The 15,312-nt window shown below is 49.9% G+C and carries 14 protein-coding genes; all 14 read right to left on the bottom strand.

Annotation, left to right across the window (positions count from 1 at the left end; translation table 11 throughout):
- Positions 1 to 193 precede the first annotated feature (193 nt).
- The 14 genes from Dvar_RS29345 to pyk all read right to left on the bottom strand — a co-directional run bounded on the left by Dvar_RS29345 (position 194) and on the right by pyk (position 15,301).
- Complete coding sequence (locus tag Dvar_RS29345) at positions 194 to 655, bottom strand: hypothetical protein (RefSeq protein WP_419656678.1); 462 nt, start codon at positions 653 to 655, stop codon at positions 194 to 196.
- Between the two features lie 727 nt (positions 656 to 1,382).
- Positions 1,383 to 1,682: an RNA recognition motif domain-containing protein gene (locus Dvar_RS29340; RefSeq protein WP_419656677.1), complete on the bottom strand. Its 300-nt coding sequence runs from the start codon at positions 1,680 to 1,682 to the stop codon at positions 1,383 to 1,385.
- 300 nt (positions 1,683 to 1,982) lie between these two features.
- Positions 1,983 to 2,108 (bottom strand): hypothetical protein, encoded by a 126-nt coding sequence (locus tag Dvar_RS29335; RefSeq protein ID WP_419656676.1) that lies wholly within the window; start codon positions 2,106 to 2,108, stop codon positions 1,983 to 1,985.
- A 174-nt stretch (positions 2,109 to 2,282) separates the two neighbouring features.
- Entirely contained in the window at positions 2,283 to 3,041 is a 759-nt protein-coding gene (locus Dvar_RS29330; RefSeq protein ID WP_419656675.1) for a phosphoenolpyruvate-utilizing N-terminal domain-containing protein, read from the bottom strand.
- A 125-nt stretch (positions 3,042 to 3,166) separates the two neighbouring features.
- A complete protein-coding gene (locus Dvar_RS29325) occupies positions 3,167 to 4,645 on the bottom strand; it encodes a glycoside hydrolase family 130 protein (RefSeq protein WP_419656674.1) in 1,479 nt (492 codons plus the stop codon).
- Positions 4,646 to 4,671: 26 nt separating this feature from the next.
- The gene (locus Dvar_RS29320; RefSeq protein WP_419656673.1) at positions 4,672 to 5,613 is read right to left on the bottom strand and encodes a glycoside hydrolase family 130 protein; all 942 of its coding nucleotides are present in this window, start codon (positions 5,611 to 5,613) and stop codon (positions 4,672 to 4,674) included.
- Positions 5,610 to 6,629, bottom strand: a complete 1,020-nt coding sequence (locus Dvar_RS29315; protein WP_419656672.1) for a glycosyltransferase family 4 protein — start codon at positions 6,627 to 6,629, stop codon at positions 5,610 to 5,612. The genes Dvar_RS29320 and Dvar_RS29315 overlap by 4 nt, the downstream gene beginning before the upstream one ends.
- Positions 6,630 to 6,641: 12 nt before the next feature.
- Complete coding sequence (locus tag Dvar_RS29310) at positions 6,642 to 8,948, bottom strand: glycosyltransferase family 4 protein (RefSeq protein ID WP_419656671.1); 2,307 nt, start codon at positions 8,946 to 8,948, stop codon at positions 6,642 to 6,644.
- Positions 8,949 to 8,957: 9 nt separating this feature from the next.
- Positions 8,958 to 9,203, bottom strand: a complete 246-nt coding sequence (locus Dvar_RS29305) for a GlsB/YeaQ/YmgE family stress response membrane protein (RefSeq protein WP_419656670.1) — start codon at positions 9,201 to 9,203, stop codon at positions 8,958 to 8,960.
- Between the two features lie 146 nt (positions 9,204 to 9,349).
- Positions 9,350 to 9,673 carry a putative quinol monooxygenase gene (locus tag Dvar_RS29300; protein WP_419656669.1) on the bottom strand — a complete coding sequence of 108 codons (324 nt, stop codon included), beginning with the start codon at positions 9,671 to 9,673 and terminating at the stop codon, positions 9,350 to 9,352.
- Positions 9,674 to 9,702: 29 nt separating this feature from the next.
- The gene (locus Dvar_RS29295; protein ID WP_419656668.1) at positions 9,703 to 9,939 is read right to left on the bottom strand and encodes a KH domain-containing protein; all 237 of its coding nucleotides are present in this window, start codon (positions 9,937 to 9,939) and stop codon (positions 9,703 to 9,705) included.
- Positions 9,940 to 10,212: 273 nt separating this feature from the next.
- Positions 10,213 to 11,694 (bottom strand): sigma-54 interaction domain-containing protein, encoded by a 1,482-nt coding sequence (locus Dvar_RS29290; RefSeq protein WP_419656667.1) that lies wholly within the window; start codon positions 11,692 to 11,694, stop codon positions 10,213 to 10,215.
- Between the two features lie 510 nt (positions 11,695 to 12,204).
- A complete protein-coding gene (gene groL / locus Dvar_RS29285) occupies positions 12,205 to 13,827 on the bottom strand; it encodes a chaperonin GroEL (RefSeq protein ID WP_419656666.1) in 1,623 nt (540 codons plus the stop codon).
- Between the two features lie 58 nt (positions 13,828 to 13,885).
- Positions 13,886 to 15,301: a pyruvate kinase gene (pyk, locus tag Dvar_RS29280; protein ID WP_419656665.1), complete on the bottom strand. Its 1,416-nt coding sequence runs from the start codon at positions 15,299 to 15,301 to the stop codon at positions 13,886 to 13,888.
- Between the last annotated feature and the right edge of the window lie 11 nt (positions 15,302 to 15,312).

The raw sequence follows: 15,312 nt of genomic DNA, 5'->3' as shown, positions 1-15,312 counted from the left end.
ACAGCGGCATCGATAAACCCGTCGACGCCTATACGACGATGAAATACAGAGACCATTGGTTCTGGGTGGACGACCGTGACTTTAAATCGAAACGGGCTTTTGCTTTTCTGATGATCCTTTTTTCACTGACAGAATCCGGCGGTCAGAAGGATCTTTCGCTGATAACCATTCCTGCAGGTAAAAAATAAATCTATTAAAATCCTCTCCCGTTTATTACTTTAAGGATTGTATTACTTTTTTTATCTGTAATTATGGTAAAATCACCTTTTGGGAAATATGCTACCCATCGAACACTATTTGTTTTTGATAATGTTTCTGGACTACCATATTTATTAATTATATCAATTGATTTTAGATACAATTTCATATCTTCGACGATGCTATTTTTATCCATATTTTTTTCATTAAAAATAGAATTATTAGAAATATCTTCCTCATTATTGGTTAAAGCATGTTTCTCTTTTGTTTTATTCCAATCAATCAAATCTTTTTTTATATACTTTGGTTTTCCACCTAAAAAATATCCGATTTTATCCTGATTTTCTTCCCAATATATGTTGGTGTTAATATTAGTACCATCCTTCAAAAATAGCGTTTCTGAAAAAGCTAAAATCGGGAATAGTACAACAACTAAAAAAACATAGAACTGCTTCAAGATCGCCTCCTAATTTTTATTCATCTACACATTCAAAAAAATCATTAATATCGAAGATTGGTATTCAAAAAATGGAATCTTCGTATCCGTGCCTGCTGCAAACTTAATAAATACAACGGCAGGGGGCTTGTGAAGTACAATATAATCATCTTATCTGTATTATGCCAATTTTTATAAATTATAGGCTGCCAATAACAAACCGCTCAGATTTATGCCGAATCTAAATGAAAAATTGTTCTTGGCAGGTTGCAATAGGGACGTTGGTTGCATTGCTGGATAAAAAGTGCTCAATTGTCACAAACAATCTTTTGCGCTGCAATCGTCTTGTGTGAAGTGGCAAAAAATGATATATATATTCAAATAAATAATGGAGGGATCTACAATGGAACGATGCGCTTTGTGTGAAAAACAATCAAAGAAAGTCCGCAGTGGTAGACCGCATGAAAATTTAACAAAAGTGGATGAACCTCGCCTTTTTAAAGGGAAAACGCTTTGCGGATTCAAAGAACAGGATTATCTGTGCCTGACATGTAAATCCAAGTTCACCCACAGTACGAATAAGAACGACGTAACATGGACGTTATGGAGGGAGTAATTGTTCTCCGGCGTTAGCGAAGCGCAGATGACGTCAGAATGGTTGGCGGATCATTTACAGGCTTAAAGTGTATTTCGGATATCTATATATTGAATGCACATTCAATTTCATGATTCAGCCAGCCATATGAAGTTAGTAACGCCCTCTTCCGCGTCTATTTCCTTCCCTATTCGCGCGTCGCCGTTCTTCATCGTGGTCACGAGCTTCATTGACGGTAATCGTCCTTCCTTTAAATGCCTTCCCATTCAAAGCGCCAATTGCAGATTGAGCCTCGGCTTGATCGGGCATCTCTACGAATCCGAAGCCTCTTGATTTGCCACTTTGCTTATCCTTTATAACAATTGCTGACGTTACCTCGCCATAAGCCTCAAAAGAGTGACGTAAATCACTCTCGATAACATTGTATGATAAGTTTCCAATAAAAATATTCATTTTAATCTCCATTTTAAAGCAAAACGATATGCCATAAATTTCATCTAATGCTACCAAATTGGATCAAACTTCCAAGTCTCATGAAGTTCAAAATAAGATTTCGATCTGTTGGTCATTGTTTATAGATTTCATCAATCCAAGTTTTCAATTTCTTGGGCTTTTGAAAAAAAATCATGATCAATGCCATTGCTGTAATCGGTATGGGGATGATTGCATCAAGAAACGCAAGCAAGCCAAGAAAAATCAGAATTTTAGTTTTTAGTCTCAAGACTTCGATCCTTCATCAAAGAATCCTTATGTTTAAGTAGCATGATAGCGTAAGGCGCCTTTGAGATGAAAAATTATCGAGAAGAAAAACAGGAAAAAGTTATTTCCTGCGCCCACCCCTACCGCCACCGCCACGACCGCGTCCTCCTCCTGTTCCATCCCTTCGACCTTTACCACCACCTCGCCCTAAACCCCTTCCAGCATTTTTTCGTCCGGCGGTGTTTTCGTTATCACCCTTATTTTGCCCGCTGCTTTCGGAGTCGTCATGATTCGTTTTGTTGTCTGTCTCTTTTTGCATAATATGCTCCTTTCTTATTTTCCTTACGGCAAACTTCACGTCCGGAACGAGCAATCAATTGCCTTGTTGTGCTTCTGCAGGGCTTGGCGGCTTGGATTGATCACCACTGCCCCCGTTGTCCCATTGACAAGCACAACGTCACCTGTGTAAACCGTTTCCAAAAGATCGGGGATCCCCCCCACACAGGGGATGCCTAACTCTCGGGCAAGAAGGGCCGCATGGGCCGCTGGCCCCGCAAACTCCGCCAGAACGCCGACGGTGGATGACCGCGAGAGAAACACCGTGTCCAACGGCAGCAGCCGACGGGCGACGAGCACCGTGTTGGCCGGCAGGTTCTCCAGGCTGTGTGCGTGAATGCCTGCCAATGACAGCAACAATCGGCGCGACAGGTCGTCGATATCATCCCCACGTTCGCGGAGCACTTCATTGGCCAGGTCTCTGAATCGACGCGCCAGAAGTCGGAATACCGTTCTGACCACTTGCTCGGCATTGATCAGCTTTGTTTCCAACACCCGATTCATTTCATTGATTACATGAGAATCCTGCAGGATCTCCTTTTGCGCAAGGAAAATATCCGCCGATTGTCTGCCCAACTTACTCTCGATTTGCTTGGCATCGATTGTCAGGCATTTGCTTACATCGTCGATTGCCTTTTGAATTCTGGTTTTCTCTTCGTCAATCTGGCTATCGTCAATCAAATAGAGTTCGGAATCCCTTAAAAGCACATCCTTATAGACAAATGCCTTCCCTTGAGCCATCCCTGGGGAAACGCCTTTTCCACGCAGTGTAAGCATTTTCATTCTTCCCAGGCCAATGTTCAGCGGTCGATTTTCGATGGTATTCTCGTAAAAGCATGATCCGGTTTTCGCATGCCTTGCCCAATTGCGGAAGGTTTTTCGCGCACAATTTAAAGATTTCATCATTCCACCGCCCGCATACCATTCAGCAGGGCATCCACGGCGACGGTCGCAATGCCGGAATTGATGTCGGACATGGCGTAGGGAATAACCAGCTCACGATTATGAATGATTGCACCGCAGGAATAAACGACATTGGGAACATATCCCTCGCGCTCCTTCTCATGCGGCGAAAGCAGCGGTGCATCCAGACGGGCAATTATCTTCGAAGGATTATCAAGATCAAGCAGGATCGCACCAATACAATATTGGCGCATGGGGCCGACACCGTGGGTGAGCACGATCCAGCCTTGATCCGTCTCCAGGGGTGATCCGCAGTTGCCGATCTGGATGAATTCCCACGGATATTCAGGTTGTTGGATGATTTTGGATTCTTGCCAGAAATGGATATTGTCCGAAAACATGATATGATTGTTCTCACCATCCTGGCGAGAGAGCATGGCATAGCGACCGCCGATTTTGCGCGGAAAAAGCGCCATGCCCTTGTTTTTGACGGCTTTGCCGTTAAGGGTGACAATGTTGAATTTGATAAAATCCTTGGTCTCGATCAATTGCGGCAGGATGGTATGCCCGTTATAGGCGGTATAGGTCGCATAATAGCTATTTTTTTGCCGGTCATCGGAAAATTGCACAAATCTGGCATCTTCAATGCCTCGGCTTTCGTTTTTTGAGACCGGAAAGATCACCCGTTCAGATATGCGGTGATCGGGGTGGAAATCCACCTCATAATTGGAATTGGCAAGCCACCACATCACCTCGAAGGCTCTGTTTTGGCGATCCTTGGGAAAGAGTGGTTTCACTCGAAGATTTCCAATTTTTTCGATCAGCTGATTATACGTAAAATCATCCGGCATCTGGTCGAGAATATGGGCGGTGATCTCATTGCCGACGCCCATTTCCTTTAGTTTGCGCTGGAACGGATCGCGTTTGTAGACCGGATTCAACTGGAGGTCGGGTGTTTCCACATAATCACTGATCGGGTCGAAGCGAAACCGGTTGTGTCGGTCAAGGACGCCGCTGCGAAAGACGATGGACGAAATATGACCTTCACCGGTCGCCCGGAGACTCATGACAAAACGCATGCTGCCATTTTTCAAATGGCCCTGATCCGGATGGGGAACAATGGACGGATTGAAAAGGGCAGCCGATTCAATGGAGTACTCCTTGGTAAAGTATGCTCCGATGAGTGATTTCCGAAGATCGCTGGGTACGGTTTCCGGTGGGAGATAATCCTTCACCGCATTCAGGTGCCGCCCAAAGATGGTTTCGATGTCTTCGTGCCGGCCGGCAAAGTTAACCATGATCTGCGCCATCAACCCTTCGGCCACCGGGTCCGACAGGTTAATGATACGCTGAATGATTTTTTTGATCCTGGACCGCTCATCGGGTAGATGGAGTCGGGTGATCACCCGTGACGGATCCCCGACGATCTTGATCGCTTTTCTTTTTACTTTCAGCTGTTGAATCTTGCTTGCTTGCATATCATTGCATCCTTCGAGAGGATAAGCTACATCGCCGGACGAGAATCAGAAAGGCAGAGGGCGACCAGGTCCTCGATCATGGCCGTTCCTGCGCACATCACCGTATCCGCCCCACCCCAATAGATTTTAACCGTGCCATCATCTTCCGGAACTGCGCCGCAGGTAAAGACCACATTGGGAACATAGCCGCTCAGCTCCCACGGATCCTCGGGCTGCAGAATCCACCCATCGGAAACGCCGATGATCGTCGCCGGATCATTGATGTCATGCAGGGCCGCGCCGAGCCGATACACCGTTCCGGCCATGGTCTTGAAAACGCCATGGTAAATATGCAGCCAGCCCTCGTCGGTCCTGAAGGGTGGCGCGCCGGGCCCGATTTTCATTTCATCCCAGTGGTAGGTCAAGGGCTTCATGATCACCCGGGAATCGCCCCAGTGAACCAGGTCCGGAGAATAGGAAATCCAGATCGACCAGGGTGAGATTTCCGAGTGCGGCCGGTCCAGACGCACATAGCGGCCGCCGAACTTCTTAGGGAAAATGACGACGTTGCGCAGGTCGGCCTGGGTGATCAGCGCTATCCGCTCCACTTTTTCGAAATCACTGGTGCGCGCCAGGGCAATCCGCACGCCATGACGGGAATAGGCGCTGTAGGTCAGCAGGTATTCGTTTTCCACTGGGGAAATTCTCAGGTCTTCGACGCCGAAGGCTTCAAATTCGGCGAAAACCGGGTCTGTTGACGGTGTCAAAAAAGGGGCGGGATGAACGGCGAATGAAAACCCATCCTCGCTGTCGGCCCTGCCGATGATCGACCGTCCGTTCAACAGATGGGACCGGAACAGCATGATATAGCGATCGTTATGCTTGACGACGCCAGCATTGTGAACGGTGGCGACCGGATAGGGAACGTCCTCGCGGGTCAGGACCGGGTTGTCTTTAAATCGCGTGATGAGCGGATCTTGCATTTTCATGCCGACCTTTCCTTTAAAATCATTTCATATATGCCGATGTATTCATCGACCATGCGGTCGACGGTAAAATGCTGTTCAACATGACTGCGGCAGGCATTACGGTCGATCTCCTTGATTCTTGTCAATGCTTCAATGGCTGCCTCCACGTTGTCCACCAAAAAACCATTTTTTCCGTTTTCGATCAACTCCGGCATGCTGCCCAGATTAAAGGCGATCACGGGCGTGCCGCAGGCCATTGACTCGATCACCGACAAGCCGAAAGGCTCATCAAACCGGATCGGGTGCAGCAACGCGAATGCATTGCCAAGCCATCGGTTACGTTCTACGGGACCGACGCTGCCGACATAGACCACGTTGTCGTTGTCTACATGCGGAGCGACATACTGATCGTAATACGCCCGATCCTGGATGATGCCGGCAAGGATCAGCCGTTTGCCGCAGGCCCTGGCAATTTCCAGGGCTTCACGGGTGCCTTTGTCCTTGTGGATACGCCCGAAGAAAAGCAAATAGTCCTCCGGTGTAGGCTGAAAATCAAACTGCCGGATGTCAATCCCGTGACGGATGGTTTTGATATAATCAAGATCTGGCGACCGATCGGCATCACTGATGGAAACATAGAACACATTGCCGTTGTATTTTTTATAAACCGGCAGGATTCCGGGCGATGAAAAGCCGTGAATGGTGGTCACGACCGGTGTGTTAGTCATACCGGTGTAGGTCAACGGCAGAAAATCAAATTGGTTGTGGATGATGTCGTAGGCCCCGGCATCCTCGAAGAGTTCAGAAATATGCAGGCACTCCCAGACTTTCGGAATGAGTGCGTGGTCTTCTTCATAACCCCGTGGGCAAACGGCATGCAGCCTGCCGCTGGTTTGAGAATCTGCGGTTGCAAACAAGGTCACTTCAAGACCGCGCGACACCAGCCCCTCGGTCAACAGTGACGTCACATTCTCCCAGGGACCGTAGTGGCGGGGCGGCGTGCGCCAGGCAATGGGTGAAAGCATGGCAATGTGCATGTTGAATCCTTGTTATCCGTTTTTCTGCGATGCCCACTGATTGAGCGTCTCTTCAGCATAAAGATTCTGCAGGGTCATCAGCGACAGCAGCCAGGCCAGGGAGGATTCGGCGCCTTGATTCTGGTTGATGCCGTTGGCCATCAGCCCATCCCGGCAACCACCGGTCTTGGGGTCATAAAGCGGCATATTCAGGTCGTTGTGCCCGAGAAACCAGTTGAAGCACATGACCGCATTCTCGAACCAGGTCTGGTCCCGGGTAACGTTAAACGCTTCGACACAGGCTTCGACCATGGCGTTAGCCTCGACAGGCTGCTGATCGAAACGGGCTCTGGAACCGCCTCGTTCATACCATCCGTTGCTGCCGATGGGCACAAAGTGCTTGTCCTCGGTCTGGATGGCGAGCAGCCATTTTAGGGTCCTGAGACCCATATCGATCATATCGCCGCGTTGCATCCGCTGACCGGAGACCAGCAGCGCATGAGGCAGTTTTCCGTTGGCATAGTTCAGGGTCTTCTCCAGCCAGGGCCAATTATCGGTTGCCTGGTGTCTGAACTGATCGAAAATCCGGTCGGCGAGAACGTTCCGGATCCTGCGCACATCACTGTCGCCGGAAAATTTATTCAGATAGGCATGTACGCCGACCAGACAGAAAGCGATGGCGCGGGGCGAATGAAAATTCTCGGCTGCCGGCAGGGCCTTGTTGAAAAGCGTTGTGCTAATGGCCAGATGCCCGGGATCGTCAAGAAAAGCTACGGCCTTACCGATACACCAGAGCGCTCTGCCATGGGCGTCCTCGGACCCGATCTCCTCCATCCATTGCCGCGCATAGGTCATGAAATTGCGAAAGCGACCGTTTTTTTCATTGTAGGCATACAGAAGAAATCCGAGATAATGGCCGCTGAGAGAATCGAGCCCCAGGCCGTTGGTCGGTAGGTATCTTTGCCCCATGGCGGCAACCAGCAGCGCCCTGGCATTATCGTCGGTGCAGTAGCCATGGGTGCGGTCGGGGATCGTAAAATTGGCATGCTGCATGATGCCGGTATCATCGGTAAAGGCCTTCAGGTGATCGAGATTGATCTCCGGCAGTTCAAAATTCGTGATGGCTTTGATGTTTTCAACATAGGAATGCCGGGGACGGGGGTGATGGGTACGGTTTTGCCGGACCTCGTTGAAAACCTGAAGGTATTTTCGGGATACTTCCCGCCACACCGCTTCACGGGTGTATGTATAGGCTTTCTTGCGCATGGCGTGCCGGTCGACATCACTGTCCAGAAGGTCGATGATCTGTTCGGCAATGGCGTCCGGCTTGTTGAAAGGCACGATTCGGCCCCGGCCGTCGGCAAGCATCTCGGTGGCATACCAGTAGGGCGTCGAAACGATGGCCTTGCCGGTGCCCATGGCATAGGCCAGGGTCCCAGAGGTAATCTGGGCTTCCTCGAGATAAGGGGTAACGTAGATATCGGCAATGCCAAGGAACTCGCACAACTCCTTGAGTTCTACGAACCGGTTTTGAAAAATGACCTGCTCACCGATATCGAGTTTGCGCACAAGCTGCTGCAGCATAATCCGGTAGGAATCCCCATGCGATTTCAGGATATGCGGGTGCGTTGAACCCAGGATAATATAAGCCACATCCGGATGCTTGTTAATAATGGCCGGCAGTGCTTTCAGCACATTTTCAATGCCCTTGTTCGGGGATAGCAAACCGAATGTGAGCAACACCTTTTTGCCTTCCACGCCGAACTTATCTTTGTAGAAGCTTGAATCGATGAATGGCGTATCCGGAATGCCGTGATGGATAAAGACAATTTTCTCTTCTGGTACCCCATATATATCCTTGAGGAAATCGGATGCCTTGTGGCTCATGACGACAAGTTTATCGGACAGATCGGATAACTTGCTCATGACGGCGCGATATTCCGGCGCGGGATCCTTCAACACCGTGTGCAGGGTCGTCACCACCGGCATACGCAAATCACCCAACAGTTTCAGCAGATGGCTGCCGGCCGGTCCTCCGAAAATACCGTATTCATGCTGCACGCAGACGATATCCGTCTGATTGATATTGAGAAATTGAGAAGCAGTGCGATAATCGCTCAACTTGTTCTGATTAATCTCGAAACGTACGTTATCCGGATAAGGGTATCCCTCGGGTTTGTCGTTCATGACCACCGCCCAGCAGTTGATATCCGGCGCTTCTACCGACAACCCCTCAACCAGATCCGTGGTGAAGGTGGCGATACCGCATTGGCGGGGCAAATAATTGCCGATGACGGCAACCGAGTTGATTCCTGCATAATACTTGATAACCGATGTCATAGCCGCCACCTATGCCTTTTTAAGTACTCGTATGCCATATAAGAAGGTAATTGCGCCACCGGTTGCGACAAGCAGACTCCCGATTAAACTGTTGTCAGCAAAAAGATTTATCCTTTCAAAAACAAGTCCGCCGATCAGCGCACCAACCATGCCGGTAATGATGTCTACAGTGACGCCAAAGTCTTTGCCGGTAATTAACTGTCCGGCAAGCCATCCGGCCGTCATGCCGATTAATATCATCCAGATATATTCCATGTTGATTTTTCCTCGTGCAGGTTTAGATTACGCCTGCTGTAAAACATTCTATACTGTGCCGTTGTGTTTGCCTTTTTGTAGCTACGGATCCTGCCTTGTCGAAACATTAATTCTTCGAAAGCAACGATAGCGTAACTGCAACCGTGCTATTTCTCCCGAACGGCATGAACGGCTTCCATGCCTTCCGATTGATGGATCGTGTGAATCTGAATCCCATGCGGTTCGGTCAACAGACTCTTGGTCCCCAGCAAAACGCCGAACATGTCGGACCGTAGATGTTGATCCAGATCTTTTCGCGTTTGCCACTCTTCGAGAAGGTTCAGAAGGTTACTGTCTTCCAGATTACAAAAAAGCGCGTAACTCAGACAGCCTTCCGCATTCTCCATGGACCCGACCATCGAAAGAATCGTTTGTATCAGTTCCTTCTGTTTTTCCGGTAGTACATGCATGGTAATGCGAACAACGATCATGGCGGCGACCTCCCGGCAATGCCAGTTATTTAAGGTTTCTCGATGATTTCAAGCCGCGAGCGTGTCTTGGCCTTGGAGGAGGCCGCATTTAAAAGTGTCCGCAGCGCGTCTGCCGTTCGTCCTTGCTTGCCGATGATTTTGCCGATGTCTTCCTTGGCGACACGAAGCTCGACAATTGACGTATGCGATCCGTTGATTTCAGTGACGAATACGGCACCGGGTTGATCCACCAGGGCCCGGGCAATGATTTCAATCATTTCTTTCATTAGTGACCGCCTTTTTCGGTTTGAACCGTGTTGAGAGGGGCATGCATCATTTCACCCTATCGCGGATAGCTTGCCGCTGACGAATATACGGATCCCATGCAACGATACCCATCAATTCCATACTCAAGATTTATGCCGGGCTTGGTAAATACCGTGAATTAGCGGTATTGGCTTGATTTAATGGGGAATAGGGATCGAATGGATGAGGAAAGCAGATCAAAAGCAGATAATGAGATTGGCCGTATATGACCATTGATCATATGCGACCACTGTTTATGGCTTGCGGATATCGAGCTTACGCATGCGGGCGCGCAAGGTGCTGCGATCGAGGCCGAGGATTTCAGACGCACTGTTGTTGCCGCTGACTTTCCAATGGGTTTGTTCAAGCACCCGCAGAATATACTCCCGCTCCACGTCCGCAAGGGTCCGGTTTGTGTTTGTTAACGCTTTTTGTTTTTTTTTGAGTTCATCCACCAGATGCAGTTTGGAACCCGACGAGTTGATCACCGCCCGTTCGAGAACATTTTCGAGTTCACGGATGTTGCCGGGCCAATGATAGTTCTGCAACGCTTCCATTACATTCACTGGAACCATGCCAATGGCTTTTCCCATTCTTTTTGAAATCTTATCCATAAAATAATTGACCAGCAAGGGAATGTCATCCCTGCGCTCCCTGAGCGGCGGCATGGTGATCGGAAAAACATTCAGCCGGTACCAAAGATCCTCCCGGAACGTGCCCTTGCGGACCTCCGCTTCCAGATTGCGATTGGTGGCGGCAATGATGCGCACATCGACTTTTATCGTATCTGAGCTGCCCAGGCGCTCAAACTCGCCGGTCTCGATCACCTGAAGCAGCTTGGGCTGCAAATCCAGGGGCAGCTCGCCGATTTCATCCAGAAACAGGGTCGTGCCATTGGCGATCTCGAATCGTCCCAACCGCCTGGAATGCGCATTGGTGAAGGCGCCTTTCTCATGGCCGAAAAGCTCACTTTCAATGAGGTTTGAAGGTAGCGCGGCACAATTCATTTTCACCAGAGCCCGATCCTTGCGTGAGCTCAATCCGTGAATCGCCCGCGCCACCAGTTCCTTGCCGGTTCCGGTTTCGCCAAGAACCAACACATTGCTATCCGTGGCGGCGATTTGCTCGACCTTGTAGAACACATATTTGATTTCGTTGCTTCGGCCGATAATGTTCTCATGGTTGAATTCCAGTTTGATCTCTTCCTGAAGATAGGCCCTCTCGGCTTCGAGCTGGTCTTTTAATTCCTTAATTTCATCGAGGGCGATTTCAGCCAGATGTTTGCTCTTTTCCGCCGCCTCTCTGGCCACACTGAGCTCTGCGGTTCGCGCTGCAACCATCTCTTCGAGGTGTCTTTTGTAATATTCACGTTCCGTCACATCCTCGATGGCCAGCAGAATCAGCTGGGTCTGGTTTGCTTCATTGTATATCCGCCGGGCATTCAGATGCATGATTTTCTGGCCGATGGTCTCAAAATGATGGTCGACCTCAAAATCATTGAATTCTGTATTCTGAGGGAGGATCTTTTCCAGTAATTCTCTCAGTTTGGGAATGTCCCATTGACGGTTGCCGAGATCATAAATCAAAATCCCTTCTGTCTGTTCGGGGTTCACGCTGAACGTGTGGTAGAAGGATTGGTTGGCTTTGACGACGTTCAGATCGGAATCAAGCACCACCAGCGGTTCTCGAATCGAACCGAGGATGCTGTTAAAAATTTCCAGAAATATTGTTTCCATCTACCCCTCACGCGCGATCCGTTTGCTTGGTTGCCACATTGTCATTGCACAAAAAAACTTGGTCCTTCGGGTCAGGGTGCTTTGTAAGTGGTTGCTGCTGATCCAAAAGACATGATGATATTTTAATATAGTTGGCGAGTGAACGCAACCGGGCAGGGCATTCCTGAAAACGATAAAAAGTCATTCAGATGGAGTCTTTCGATGATTTGCCTCCAAGATAAACCCGCTTCAGACGCGTGAATAGTTGTTGCAATCCTTTTCAAACGCTTCGATCTCGTCATTGCCCAGTGACGGATTTACTTTTTCCCTCATTTGAATGAATGGCCGTATCCAGTTGCCGGATATAATTCGTCGCGCAAACCAGCAGCAGGTTGTTTTCCTGACTTTTGAGCAAAGGAATTTGTTTTAAGAACTCATTGGTGATGGACTTGTCGATCCGAACCGGTGGATGGTCCCTTGTGATAAATCCAAATCAGGTATTATTTCGTGAAATGATCAATTCCCGTGATCCTATTCCATTTCCTCCAAGGGGATATCGGACGCGGAGGTTTTCCTTTTTTTGGGTTTTTCCGCAATCATCGCTTCCGTGGTCATGAAAAGGCCGGCCGCAGACGCGGCATATTGGAGCGCCAGCCTGGACACCTTGGTCGGATCCACGATACCGGCCTGCATAAGGTCTTCATAAATCCCGGTTTCGGCGTTGAATCCAAAACTTTCTGCGCCTTCCCTGACGTGCTGGATGACCACGGCACCCTCAAATCCTGCATTGTTGGCAATCCGCCGCACCGGTTCTTCGAGAGCACGTTGAATGAGGTTGGCGCCAAGCTGCTCTTCATCGGGGAATCGAGCGGTTTCAAGTACCTTCATGGCACGTATGTAGGCGACGCCGCCTCCGGGAACAATGCCCTCCTCCACGGCGGCACGCGTGGCATTGAGGGCATCCTCGACGCGGCCTTTCTTCTCTTTCATTTCCGTCTCCGTGGCCGCGCCCACATTAATGACGGCCACACCCCCGCTCAGTTTCGCCAGGCGGCCCTGCAGCCGCTCCTTGTCGTAATTGCTGGTAGATGCCTCGATTTGCGAACGGAGCTGTTTTGTCCGTCCCTTCAGGGCATGGCGATCTCCGCCTCCGTCGATGATCGTGGTATTATCCTTGTCCACCGTGATCCGTTTGGCCGTGCCCAGGTCTTCCAGGGATATCGTATCCAGCTTGACGCCCAGATCCTCACTGATCATCCGGCCGCCTGTCAGGATGGCGATATCTTCGAGTGTGGCCTTGCGGTTGTCACCAAAGCCGGGGCTTTTGACCGCCGCGCAATGCAAGCTTCCCCTCAGCTTGTTGACCACCAGGGTGGTCAACGCCTCGCTGGTCACATTTTCCGCCAGGATCAGAATCGGTTTGCCGGTTTTCGCAACCTGCTCCAAAATGGGAAGCAGATCCCGCATCGTACGGATCGTTCCTTCATACATGAGAATATAGGGCTCATCCATGTGGATCGTCATTTTCTCCGGGTCGGTGACAAAGTAAGGGCTCAGATAGCCACGGTCAAACTGCAATCCTTCAACAACCGTCAATGTCGTCTCCATGCCCTTGGCTTCTTCCACCGTAATCACCCCTTCCTTGCCCACCTTTTCCATGGCCTCGGCGATCAGGTCACCGATCGTGGAGTCGTTGTTTGCCGATATGGTACCGACCTGGGCGATATCTTTCTTGTCCGTGGTGGGTTTGGACATCTTTTTCAATTCTTCCACCACCAATTCAACGGCCTTGTCCATGCCCCGCTTGATGGGCATGGGGTTCAACCCGGCGGCTGTGAGCTTGGCGCCCTCGCGATAGATGGCCCGGGCCAGAATGGTTGCCGTGGTTGTGCCGTCGCCGGCTGCATCGGATGTGGCTGAAGCCGCTTCCTTGACCATCTGTGCGCCCATGTTTTTGAACCGGTCTTCCAGTTCGATCTCCTTGGCCACTGTGACGCCGTCCTTGGTTAGTTTGGGAGTCCCCCAGGATTGATTGATGAGGACGTTTCGACCCTTCGGCCCAAAGGTCACCATCACCACGTCGGCCATGGCGTCGACCCCTTTCATCATTTTCTCCCTTGCCTTTGCACCGTATTTTATCTCTTTTGCGGCCATTGCTGATTTCCTTTTCAATTATTTGGTTTTGTGGCGATTTCGCTAACGCCATCCTATCTCACAATGAGACAACCCGAATCATATTCGTCATGCCGGCGATCCAAATCGGATTGCCAGCCGTGATGACGGCCAGATCCCCTTCAATCAAATCGCCTGTTTCAACCGCCTTTTTGGATACCTTCTCAATCAGGTCATCCGCACTCCGATGGTTCAAAATCATGCGGGGATATATCCCACGGAAAAGAGAGAGTTGCCTCAGGGTGGGTTGGCTGGGCGTAAAGGCAATAATCGGTTGCTTGGGCCTGAATCTGGAGATGTGTATGGCTGTCCGGCCGGACCGTGTCGGCGCTAAAATCGCAGCTGCATCCAGGTGGTCCGCCAAAACGCAGGCCGCATAGGTCACCGCGTCCGAAATCTCCTTTTCCGGCACCATTTTCAGGTACCGATCATGGGGATAGGTTTTTTCCGCTTCGGCAACGATGCGAATCATATAGTGAAGCGCTTGAACCGGATAATTCCCTGTCGCCGTTTCTTCCGAAAGCATAACGGCATCCGTTCCGTCCAAAACGGCGTTGGCGACATCCGAGGCCTCGGCTCGGGTTGGTCGTGGCGCGTCTACCATGGATCGCAGCATCTGGGTAGCCGTAATAACCGGTTTTCCCAAAGCATTGGCTTTTTGAATCAGTCGTTTTTGGATGCCGGGCACTTCTTCCAAAGGTATCTCCACCCCCAAGTCACCTCGGGCCACCATGATTGCGTCCGCAGCATCCAGGATGTCGTCGTAATGATCGATGGCCTCATGCTTTTCAATTTTGGCGATGACCGGTGTATGCTTGTTTTCCCGGCGGATGATTTCTTTTATGTCCTGAATGTCTGCTGCCGTCCTGACAAATGAAAGCGCGACATAATCCACATCAAGACCCAGGCCAAAATGCAGATCGTCACGGTCTTTGTCCGTCATGGAAGGCATGAGAATACTTCCGGTCGGCAGATTTATCCCTTTGTGAGACGTAAGCACCCCGCCCGTAATGATCTCACAGTGGATTTCAGCTCTGCTTACCGATGTAACCCGAAGTTCCAAAAAACCATCTGCGAGCATTATCCGATCCCCGTCCTTTACTTGTTCGTTTAAAAGCGGATAAGAAACCGATATGCGCTGTTGCGAACCCGCAACGGTCTGCGAGGTAAGAATAATATGACGTCCCGGTTCCAATCGAATCCCTGGATCAGGGATAACCCCCACCCGGATTTTTGGTCCTCCGAGATCCTGTAATATCGCAACCGGTTTGCCCAGCTCTTCGGCGATTTTCCTGATGACATGGATTTTTTTCTCATGGTCAACGTGTGTACCGTGAGAAAAATTCAAGCGGGCAATACGCATGCCGCCTGCAATCAATTCTCTAATGATCTCAGGCGTGTCACTGGCGGGTCCGATGGTACAGACAATCTTCGTTTTTGGCAGGGTGATGGCCACAATAACGCTCC

The organism is Desulfosarcina variabilis str. Montpellier (assembly GCF_048565275.1).
In the GTDB taxonomy this organism is placed as follows: Bacteria; Desulfobacterota; Desulfobacteria; order Desulfobacterales; family Desulfosarcinaceae; genus Desulfosarcina; species Desulfosarcina variabilis.
This window is presented reverse-complemented; position numbering and strand designations above follow the sequence as displayed.